The organism is Tsukamurella sp. II2bb (assembly GCF_057815145.1).
This window is the reverse complement of sequence record NZ_JBYPZI010000006.1, coordinates 92,165-100,579: the sequence shown is the minus strand read 5'-3', so window position 1 is coordinate 100,579 and position 8,415 is coordinate 92,165. Positions and strand designations below refer to the sequence as shown.

The following is an 8,415-nucleotide window of genomic DNA, read 5'->3' as shown; positions in this document are numbered from 1 at the left end:
CGGGGCTGGCCTCCGCCCCCCCTGAACTGTGGAGCCTTTGCCTGGGACGAAAACCGCCTCGGGGCCACTGCCCCGAGGCGGTTCGCTCGCCTCCCCGAAGGGATGGAACCGGTGCCCGCGGGATCACCGCGGCCGCGGCGCGCGGGAGCGGCGCCGGCGATGGCTGCTGTCGCACAGCGGGGCGATGCGGCTGCCGCCGCACGTGCACAGGGCGACGACGAATCGATCGCACGTCGTCGGTGTGCCGTCGGCACCGACCACCTCGATGGGGCCCTCGACCAGGACGGGACCGCCCGGGACGACCCGAACGCGCCGTCGCCGTTCCGCAGTGGCGCGGCGCGTCCCGCCCCGCTCCGCGGCGGTCATCGCGCACCGCCGCGGCGGCGCGCGCGAATGACGGCGATCTCCTCGAGGTGGCAGCTGGGCGGGATCACGCCCGCGCGGCGGAGCGGTTCTCGCCGCGCGCGTAGGACGGGACCGAAGGGGATCCGGCGGCTGCGCACCACGTCCGCGTCGAATCCGGCCTCCCGCAGCAGCAGGAGTGTCCGCTCGCAGTCCGCGAACGCCGACTGCACGATCAGGGCGGTGCCGGCCGGTGCGAGGAGGTGGTCGAGCCTGGCGCAGACGACGTCGAGGACGGCGCGCCCATCGGGGCCGGCGTTCCACGCACCGGCCGGCCCCGCCGCCGAGCTCGGCAGGTGCTCGGTGCCGGCGGGAGTCGGCACGTACGGGGGATTGCAAGTGACCACGTCGAAGGCGTGGGCGCAACGGAACCCGGCCACACCGGCCAGGCGCACGTCCACCTCGACGCCCGCATGGGCACTCACCGTCCGGGTCGCGCGCACCGCCGCGGGCGCGGAGTCGATCGCGGTGACGCGGGCGCCCAGCAACGCGGCCTCCACGGCGACGACGCCGGAACCCGTGCACAGGTCGAGCGTGCGCGCGCCGCGCAGTGGAAGGTCGCCGAGAGCGTCCAACAGGAGACGGGTATCGGCCTGCGGCCGGTAGACCTCGTCCGGCCCGGCGGCCGAGCGGGCCGCATCCAGGAGGCCGCTCGGGGGCGCCCCGCTATCGGGAGCACCGGGAGCCGAGCGCGGCGACGGGGGATCGGTCCGATCCGGCGCGAGCACCGAACGGGTACTGCTCGACATCTTCTCTCCTTCCGCCGGCGCGGTCGACGTCGAGCGCACCGGGTCACTGCACTGCGGGCTGACGGTGCTCTGTACCCGCGGGTGTGCCCGGACAAACGCGCGCGGAACGGGTTTCGCGGATCGCCGGAACGGGTACGGGTATCGCGATGACGTCGACGGAACGGTGGTGGAAGATGGTGCGGATCGCGGAGCCGGTGCGGAACGGGCATGTCGCGCAGCTGCCCTCGCCGCGAGGCCCGATATCCCGGTGGGCGATCACCGCCCTCGAATCGGGTGGACCGGTCTCCGCGTCCATGCCCGACCCGGCCGGTGCGGATCCCTGGGGTGACGACCTGCAGCTGGCGCTCTTCATCTGCCAGGAGATGCACTACCGCGGCTGGCGCGGCATCGACGCCGCACTGGAGTGGGAACCGTCGATCGTCGCCGCCCGGGTGCGCCTCGAGGACGTCTTCCTCGAGGCGGTCGACGAGGAGCTCGGCCTTCCCGCGAACGGCGCCTCCGCGTCCGCGGCGCTCGACGACCTGGCCCGGGACAGCCTGCAGGCCGGCGGCACCGTCGAAGGGCTGGGGGCTGACGCGGACGGGACTCGGTTCCGTGACTACTTCGCCGCCCGGTCGCTCTACCACCTCAAGGAGGCGGATCCGCACGCCTGGGTCGTTCCGCGGCTGACGCCGGTCTGCAAGGCGCCCTTCGTCGCCGTCGAATACGACGAGTACGGCGCCGGGCGCGCCGAGGACGTCCACCAGTGCCTGTACGCCGACCTCCTCACCGCGATGGGGATGGACAGCGGGTATCTGGACTACCTCGATCGCGCACCCGCGGCGGCGATCGCCCCGGTCACCCTGATGACCGCCTTCGGGCTACGCCGCGCCGAACTCGGCGCGGCGATAGGGCATTTCGCTGCGACCGAGGTGGCCTCACCGCCGGGCTCGGCGCGCATGGTGGCCGCGCTGGAGCGGGCCGACGCGCCGGACCCGGCGAAGCGCTTCTACCGCGAGCACGTCGAAGCCGACGCGGTCCACGAACTCGTGATGCGGCACGACGTGGTCGGGGCGATGGCCGCCGCGTGCCCGGAGACCGAGCGCGACATCGTTCGGGGCATCGCCGCCTGGCGCCTGGTGGAGGACCGCCTCGGCGCTGCGCTGCTCGCCGCCTGGCGCGCCGGGAAGACCCTCGTGCGCGACCTGTGATGAGCACCGGCGTCTACATCCCCCTCATCCTCATCCCACTGATCACCCTCGTGGTCTCGTGGAAACAGTTCACCCTCTCGCGGGATACGACCGGCGGTCACGGGCTGACCATCGGGGCGCGCCGCATCGAACGGGTGCCCGGCACGACGACGATCGGCGTGGGTCCCGATGACCAGTGGAACTCGGTGGAGCTCCGGATCGTGGCACGGGGCCCTGGAACCTGGTACGACGTGCTCGGGACGGTGCTCCGGGATGGCGGCCGGGACCTCGTGGTGGACCGCGTGCCCCGTCTGGACAACACCACCGAGGCGCTGACCGCCACGGTGCAACTCCGGACCCGGGATCTCGACACCAGCTGGTTCCTCGTCGACTGGCTGGCACCGCACAAAGCGGGCGTGCGCAGAGAGGCCTACCGGATCCGCATCCGCGGAACCGGCACCAGCCCCTCCCGTGCGCGTAAACGGGCCAATCCGTCGCGGGCCGCGGTCGCGCCGATCGTCGACGACGGCGCGCTCGCCGTTCCGGATCTCGAGGAATGGCGCTGGGACCGCACCTGGAAGGCGCGGTACTGGTTGTGGTCGCTGGTGCCCGCTCGGTGGGCGCCGGTGCAGGCCCGGGGAGGATGGTCCGGCCGCTGCGTCCGACGGTGGCTGCAAGCGGGCAGGTGGCGGCCGGTGCACCCGCGGGAACCCGTGCGGACCGGGTGGATGCCCGGAATCCCCGACGGTGTCGAATGGTGACCGGCCTCGGTGCAGGGAAAGGCGTTTCGCGGTTCCCCGCGGCGGGTACGTCATCGCGGCGGGCCGGGGCGCCGGGCCGTCGGCGGTGGGGACAGTGGCGATAGGAGGGTTCGTGGACGAGTACCCGCGACATGCAGGCGACGAGGGCGCGCCGCCGCTGTTCGCCTGGCGCGGTGAGGATGACGAGGTGCCGGTGGTCGGGGCGCTGGCCGATCTGGTCCGGGAAGTGGATTCCCGCTCGGCCCTGTACGTCCGCTACTCCGAGGGCCCGGCCGCCGATCTGCGCAACGGACCCAGTCGCGACTACGAGGCCGACTACGTACTGCCCGGATTATCCGTGGCCACACTGACTCCCGAGCCCTGGTGGGCTCTGCCGACCCGGACCTGGGTCGTCCGCCGCGTGTGCACCTACCGCGAACTCGATGTGGCGGGCAGGTACGCCTGGGTGCTGACGGGACGGCTCGTCGGGCGGGGACCCGACCACGAGCCACTGGTCAGGTCGGTCCGTCCGGTGGCCAGGCTGACCAGTGGCGTGCTCGACGAGGCCGCGGCCGAGTACCGGAGCCGGATGGAGGCCGGCAGGGACTCGCGCGGCCGTGACCGGGGCGCGAGGTGATGTCGGGAAGCGATGCGGGCCGACGGGCGTCACCGCCCCGTCGACGTGCCCGGGTCGTGCCCGTACCGACGGAACAGGTGGCGGGGGAGCCACCACCAGAAGAAGCCCGCGCAGGCGCCACCGGCCACCGCGGCCACCGCGCCGATGAGCATCGACTCGGACCCCACCGCCACCACGAGGGCCGCGGCGCCGGTGAGGGCCAGCCCGACCGCCGCCGTCCCGAGGAGCACCAGGCGGTGCGTCGCGGTGACGACCACGGCGAGGTTGTGGGTGCGGAACAGGAGCCGGTGCAGCGCAATGGGAGTGAGGAAGACGATGACGGCCGCGAGCGATGCGGTCATCGTCAGGTAGTACAGCACTCGGCAGGCGGTGCTCAGCGTCGCGAACCGCGGCTGGAACGGCAGCACCAGGAGGTACCCCGAGAGCAACTGCACGCTCATCTGCAGCACCCGCACCTCCTGGAGCAGCGAGGCCCAGTTCCGGTCCAGTCGTTCGGTGGGGGTCTCGTTGCGCGCCTGCAGATTCCAGGGACGGTCGCGGTACGGCGAGGCGGGATCGAAGTGCACGGACTCGCTCAGCCCGGGAGGGTCTCGCCGCCGATGGGGGCGAGAACCTCACCGGAGTAGTACGAGGACATGGTGCTCGCGGCGAAGAAGACGTACGAGGGCGCGATCTCGTCGGGATCGGCTGCCCGGCCGTACGGGGCCTGCTCGCCGAAGCCGGCCACCGCGTCCTCGTCGAAGGTCGCGGGGATCAGGGGCGTCCACACCGGGCCGGGGGCGACGCAGTTGACGCGGATCCCCCGGTCCATCAGGGACTGCGCCATCGCATAGGTGAACGCGAGGACCGCGCCCTTCGTGGCGGAGTAGTCGATGAGGCGGCGATTGCCGCGCAGGCCGTTGATCGAGGCCGTGTTGATGATGCAGTCGCCGCGCGTGAGCAGGGGGAGCGCGGTACGGGTCACGTGGAAGAAGCTGTCGATGTTCACCGCGAAGGTCCGCCGCCACTGCTCGGTGGTGATCTCGGTGAGGTCGTCCACCGGCTGCTGGGTGCCGACGTTGTTGACGACGATCGACAGCCCGCCCAGTTCGGAGTGGGTGCGTTCGACCACGTCGCGGCAGTGCTCGGGATCCCCGAGATCGCCGGCGTAGCGGACGCACCGTCGCCCCTCCCGCTCGATGAGGTCGACGGTCCGGGCGGCGTCGTCGCCCTCGTCGAGGTACGCGATGGACACGTCGGCACCCTCCTTCGCGAAGGCGATCGCCGTCGCCCGGCCGATGCCCGAGTCGCCGCCGGTGATCAGGGCCTTCCTCCCCTCCAGCAGCCCGCGGCCGTGGTAGTCGCGCATCTCGTCGCGGGGCTGGTCCTTCATGTCCCCTGTCTCGCCGGGGTAACGGATGGTCTGGCTCGGCACGTTCTCCTCCTTCGACAGTGACGCTCGGTCGCTGTTGCACTGCTACCCGCCGGCGTTCGCGGGCAAACCCCGCGCCGGGGGTTTGCGCGGCGGCGATCCGGGGTACGCGACCGTCGACAGGACAGACAGTGACGTGGAATGAGGAGGAGCGATGCCGAAGACCACGGACCAGGGGGCGGCCGACCAGGACGAACTTCCAGGAACTCTGCAACGTTCGAGTGCGAAGGCACAGCGGACCTTCGCGAAGGCGCACGACTCCGCACTCGAGGAGTACGGGGACGAGGAGCGGGCGCACCGTGTGGCCTACGCCGCCCTCAAACACAGCTACGAGCGGGTCGGGGACCGGTGGGAACGCAAGCCAGGAGGGAAGCGGGGAACCTCGGAACGCCCCGGGCAGCGCCGTGGGGGCACGACGCACGAGGGCGTCGACGTCAACGCGACGAAGGAGCACCTCCTCGACGTCGCGCGGCGCCTCGGGATCCGAGGTCGTTCGACGATGCGGAAGGCGGAACTCATCGATGCGATCGAACGCGCGAACGAACGTGCGAGGACCAAGGACTGATGCCCGTGCGATGCCGAACGCACATCCCGTGCCCTCGTGCTGTACAGGGGAGGGGGCGCCGTGCTAGCACGGAAGGCGCCCTTCGATGAACGGAGCCTCATGGCGCACATGGCACGGACCACGCCCGACCACCCCGTCGATCTGCGGGTCCCGGCCGACCTCGCGTATCTGCCGGTGCTGCGGGCGGTACCGGAGGCGCTCGCGGTCATGCTCGACCTCGACATCGATCGAGTGGCGGACCTCGGGCTGGCCATCGACCAGATCTGTACCGAGCTGATCGCCGATGCGCAGGACGACGCGCGCGTCGAGCTGCGCGTCGATCCCGGCGCGGCGGAGCTGACCACGATCATCGCGGCGAGCACGCGGACCGACCGAGTACCGGATCGGGCGGGCTTCGGCTGGCGGGTCCTGAACACGCTCACCGAGGGACTCGAGGTCGAGCACGTCCCGGCCCCGGGCGGCGGATGGTGGACGAGCGTCTCGTTCCGATCCGCGCGGAGCGGCGTGTAGTGCCGCCGCAACCTCGGGAGCCGCGGCCCTCGAGCGACGACTACACCGATGTGGCGGAGATCCTCCGCTCCGCCCGACGCGCCGGTGGCGCACGCGCGGCGGCCGCCAGGGACGAGGTCATCACCCGGTGCCTGCCGCTCGCGGAGAACATGGCGCGACGGTTCGCCGGGCGCGGTGAGCCCTACGACGACCTCGTCCAGGTCGCGCGCATCGGGCTGGTCAACGCCGTGGACCGCTTCGACCCGGAGAAGGGGACCGATTTCCTGTCCTTCGCGGTGCCCACCATGTCCGGCGGACTTCGCCGGCACTTCCGCGACACCGGGTGGGCCGCACGGGTCCCGCGGCGCATGCAGGAGATCCACCTGCGGATGAACTCGGCGATCGCGGACGCGGCCCAGGAGCTCGGCCGGACACCCAGCTACCGCGAGCTCGCTGAACGGCTGGACGTGAGCCTGGACGATGTCCGCGAGGCGGCGCGCGCGGGGAACGGCTACCGGGCCCGCTCGATCGACCAGCCCATCGGCGACGAGGAAGGGGCCTCCACCGCCGACCGGATCGGCGAGGACGACCCGGGATTCGAACTCGTCGACGAATTCGCCTCGCTGCGTCCCGCGGTCGAGCGGCTCGACGAGCGGGAGCGCACCGTCCTCGCGCTGCGCTTCTACCGCTCGATGACCCAGACCGAGATCGCGGCGCAGCTGGGCATCTCGCAGATGCACGTCTCCCGGATCCTGGCCAAGGCGCTCAGTAGGCTGCGCGCGCACGTCGCCGAATAGCGGATTCGCCGAATTCTTCCGTGTGCTGAAAACCGCTAGCGGCGTGGGTGTTTCCATGTCGAACCGGGTCGGCTCACCTGTACAGCACAGTGGGACTGTGGTACGAACGAAGGAGGTTGAGTGCCGCAGCCGGAACATCACGATCTGTTGCTGGAGGCTCCACATGGCTCTATCCGTCATCGAACATCCCGAAACCCTCCGGACGGATGCGTCCTGGGCATCGTCGCAGCTGTGCACCGAGGTCGTCCCGGAGGGCGACCTGGACGCCTTCACCCTGCCCGCCCTCATCCGCGCGGTCGACGAGGCCGTCCGGACGAGTACCAGGGTGGAACTGGATCTGTCGCGGGTCGACTTCCTGAGTATCGCCGCCGCCGCGTACGTGTGGCAGAAGGTCGGTTCGCCGGGCGCCCGCGCGGTGGAGATCACCGGCGCGAGTGCTGCTGCGTCGAGGGTGCTCGTGGTCACCGGCTTCGGGGCGGCGCCGACGTTTGGCGGTGCCCTCCACGGGTAGACCTCCGCTGTAGCGCCGCCCACGTGCGGACCGACGACAGGAGAGAGGACGATTCCCGTGACTTTCATCAACCCGTACAACTTCATCGACGAGCTGGTCTTCCAGCACCAGCGGATCCAACAACTCTTCGATCGGGTTCTCGCGAGCGATGCGGAGGACCGGGACGAGGCCTTCCTCGAACTGCGACGACTCCTCGCGGTCCACGAGGCGGCCGAGGAGGTCGTCGTGCACCCCAGGGCGCGAGCGATGATCGCGGCCGGCGGAACGGTGGTGGACGAGCGCCTCGACGAGGAGCGCGCCGCCAAACGGATGCTCGCCGAACTCGAGGACATGGACCTGCAGTCCGCGCAGTTCGAGGAGAAGGTCGAAGCGCTGCGCGCAGCGGTCGGACGGCACGCGGAGCTCGAGGAGCGCGAGGAGTTCGTCGCGCTCCGCAACCGGATCGACGACGACGAGGCCGCGCGCATGGCCGACGCCGTCCAGGTGATCGAGTCGATCGCGCCGACACGCCCGCATCCCGGGATGGAGACGGCGACGGCCAACCTCCTCGTCGGGCCCTTCGCCGCGATGCTGGACCGGGCCCGGGATGCGATCGCCGGCCGGATGCGGCAAGGAGCGCACTGATGCCGCGGGTCGCCCGGCCATGGGGTGGGCTCGGCTTCATCGCCGTCCTCGCCGGCGTCGGCGTCCTGGCCGTCGGGATCAGCGCGACCGCCATCGGTGCGTGGTGGGGCTGGCTCGCACTGGGCATCGGAATCCTCCTGATCGTGACGGGTGGCATCGCGATGACCGCGGTCTCGCTCAGCCGCCGCAGGAGCGTGTGGGATGACCGCGGGCAGCGCGATCCTGTTCTCGGGGAAGAACTCTCCCCGGCCGACGAGCGCCGCTACCTGAGGCGATACCGGCGGCGGGGCGGAGGCGCCGTGCGCTGACGACGAACGAAGG

General features: G+C 71.4%; 13 protein-coding genes. 9 read left to right on the top strand and 4 right to left on the bottom strand.

The features are described from left to right. Positions 1-123 precede the first annotated feature (123 nt). On the bottom strand, positions 124-366 hold the full coding sequence (locus AC21LY_RS14765) for a CDGSH iron-sulfur domain-containing protein (protein ID WP_489047265.1): 243 nt from the start codon (positions 364-366) through the stop codon (positions 124-126). Beyond that, positions 363-1,151, bottom strand: coding sequence for a HemK2/MTQ2 family protein methyltransferase (locus AC21LY_RS14760; protein WP_489047264.1), 789 nt, complete (start codon positions 1,149-1,151; stop codon positions 363-365). Before AC21LY_RS14760 ends, AC21LY_RS14765 begins: the two co-directional genes overlap by 4 nt. 146 nt (positions 1,152-1,297) lie before the next feature. Between AC21LY_RS14760 and AC21LY_RS14755 the strand changes: the two genes are divergently transcribed. The 3 genes from AC21LY_RS14755 (at position 1,298) to AC21LY_RS14745 (ending at position 3,697) form a co-directional block, all read left to right on the top strand. Continuing rightward, complete coding sequence (locus tag AC21LY_RS14755; RefSeq protein WP_489047263.1) at positions 1,298-2,341, top strand: iron-containing redox enzyme family protein; 1,044 nt, start codon at positions 1,298-1,300, stop codon at positions 2,339-2,341. Continuing rightward, the gene (locus AC21LY_RS14750) at positions 2,341-3,081 is read left to right on the top strand and encodes a hypothetical protein (RefSeq protein ID WP_489047262.1); all 741 of its coding nucleotides are present in this window, start codon (positions 2,341-2,343) and stop codon (positions 3,079-3,081) included. Before AC21LY_RS14755 ends, AC21LY_RS14750 begins: the two co-directional genes overlap by 1 nt. 112 nt (positions 3,082-3,193) lie before the next feature. After that, positions 3,194-3,697, top strand: coding sequence for a DUF6098 family protein (locus AC21LY_RS14745; protein ID WP_489047260.1), 504 nt, complete (start codon positions 3,194-3,196; stop codon positions 3,695-3,697). A gap of 29 nt (positions 3,698-3,726) precedes the next feature. Here AC21LY_RS14745 and AC21LY_RS14740 read toward each other — a convergent pair whose 3' ends face one another. Both AC21LY_RS14740 and AC21LY_RS14735 read right to left on the bottom strand, forming a co-directional pair. Then, the gene (locus tag AC21LY_RS14740) at positions 3,727-4,263 is read right to left on the bottom strand and encodes a DUF6328 family protein (RefSeq protein ID WP_489047259.1); all 537 of its coding nucleotides are present in this window, start codon (positions 4,261-4,263) and stop codon (positions 3,727-3,729) included. 8 nt (positions 4,264-4,271) lie between these two features. Then, positions 4,272-5,069, bottom strand: a complete 798-nt coding sequence (locus tag AC21LY_RS14735) for an SDR family oxidoreductase (protein ID WP_489047529.1) — start codon at positions 5,067-5,069, stop codon at positions 4,272-4,274. Between the two features lie 193 nt (positions 5,070-5,262). On the opposite strand from AC21LY_RS14735, the gene AC21LY_RS14730 reads away from it, so the two are divergent. The 6 genes from AC21LY_RS14730 to AC21LY_RS14705 all read left to right on the top strand — a co-directional run bounded on the left by AC21LY_RS14730 (position 5,263) and on the right by AC21LY_RS14705 (position 8,402). Continuing rightward, positions 5,263-5,673: a ChaB family protein gene (locus tag AC21LY_RS14730; RefSeq protein WP_489047258.1), complete on the top strand. Its 411-nt coding sequence runs from the start codon at positions 5,263-5,265 to the stop codon at positions 5,671-5,673. 108 nt (positions 5,674-5,781) lie between these two features. Continuing rightward, positions 5,782-6,183 carry an ATP-binding protein gene (locus AC21LY_RS14725; RefSeq protein WP_489047257.1) on the top strand — a complete coding sequence of 134 codons (402 nt, stop codon included), beginning with the start codon at positions 5,782-5,784 and terminating at the stop codon, positions 6,181-6,183. Further along, entirely contained in the window at positions 6,183-6,959 is a 777-nt protein-coding gene (locus tag AC21LY_RS14720; protein WP_489047256.1) for a SigB/SigF/SigG family RNA polymerase sigma factor, read from the top strand. Before AC21LY_RS14725 ends, AC21LY_RS14720 begins: the two co-directional genes overlap by 1 nt. Positions 6,960-7,122: 163 nt before the next feature. After that, the gene (locus AC21LY_RS14715) at positions 7,123-7,470 is read left to right on the top strand and encodes an STAS domain-containing protein (RefSeq protein ID WP_489047255.1); all 348 of its coding nucleotides are present in this window, start codon (positions 7,123-7,125) and stop codon (positions 7,468-7,470) included. Between the two features lie 51 nt (positions 7,471-7,521). After that, a complete protein-coding gene (locus AC21LY_RS14710; RefSeq protein ID WP_489047528.1) occupies positions 7,522-8,094 on the top strand; it encodes a hemerythrin domain-containing protein in 573 nt (190 codons plus the stop codon). Continuing rightward, positions 8,094-8,402 (top strand): hypothetical protein, encoded by a 309-nt coding sequence (locus AC21LY_RS14705; protein ID WP_489047254.1) that lies wholly within the window; start codon positions 8,094-8,096, stop codon positions 8,400-8,402. Before AC21LY_RS14710 ends, AC21LY_RS14705 begins: the two co-directional genes overlap by 1 nt. Positions 8,403-8,415: the final 13 nt, after the last annotated feature.

Bases quoted from the DNA above. Each gene is read 5' to 3' on its own strand.
- AC21LY_RS14760 (WP_489047264.1), bottom strand. From the start codon at position 1,151: ATGTCGAGCAGTACCCGTTCGGTGCTCGCGCCGGATCGGACCGATCCC.
- AC21LY_RS14730 (WP_489047258.1), top strand. From the start codon at position 5,263: ATGCCGAAGACCACGGACCAGGGGGCGGCCGACCAGGACGAACTTCCA.
- AC21LY_RS14715 (WP_489047255.1), top strand. From the start codon at position 7,123: ATGGCTCTATCCGTCATCGAACATCCCGAAACCCTCCGGACGGATGCG.
- AC21LY_RS14750 (WP_489047262.1), top strand. From the start codon at position 2,341: ATGAGCACCGGCGTCTACATCCCCCTCATCCTCATCCCACTGATCACC.
- AC21LY_RS14705 (WP_489047254.1), top strand. From the start codon at position 8,094: ATGCCGCGGGTCGCCCGGCCATGGGGTGGGCTCGGCTTCATCGCCGTC.
- AC21LY_RS14725 (WP_489047257.1), top strand. From the start codon at position 5,782: ATGGCACGGACCACGCCCGACCACCCCGTCGATCTGCGGGTCCCGGCC.
- AC21LY_RS14755 (WP_489047263.1), top strand. From the start codon at position 1,298: ATGACGTCGACGGAACGGTGGTGGAAGATGGTGCGGATCGCGGAGCCG.
- AC21LY_RS14735 (WP_489047529.1), bottom strand. From the start codon at position 5,069: ATGAAGGACCAGCCCCGCGACGAGATGCGCGACTACCACGGCCGCGGG.
- AC21LY_RS14765 (WP_489047265.1), bottom strand. From the start codon at position 366: ATGACCGCCGCGGAGCGGGGCGGGACGCGCCGCGCCACTGCGGAACGG.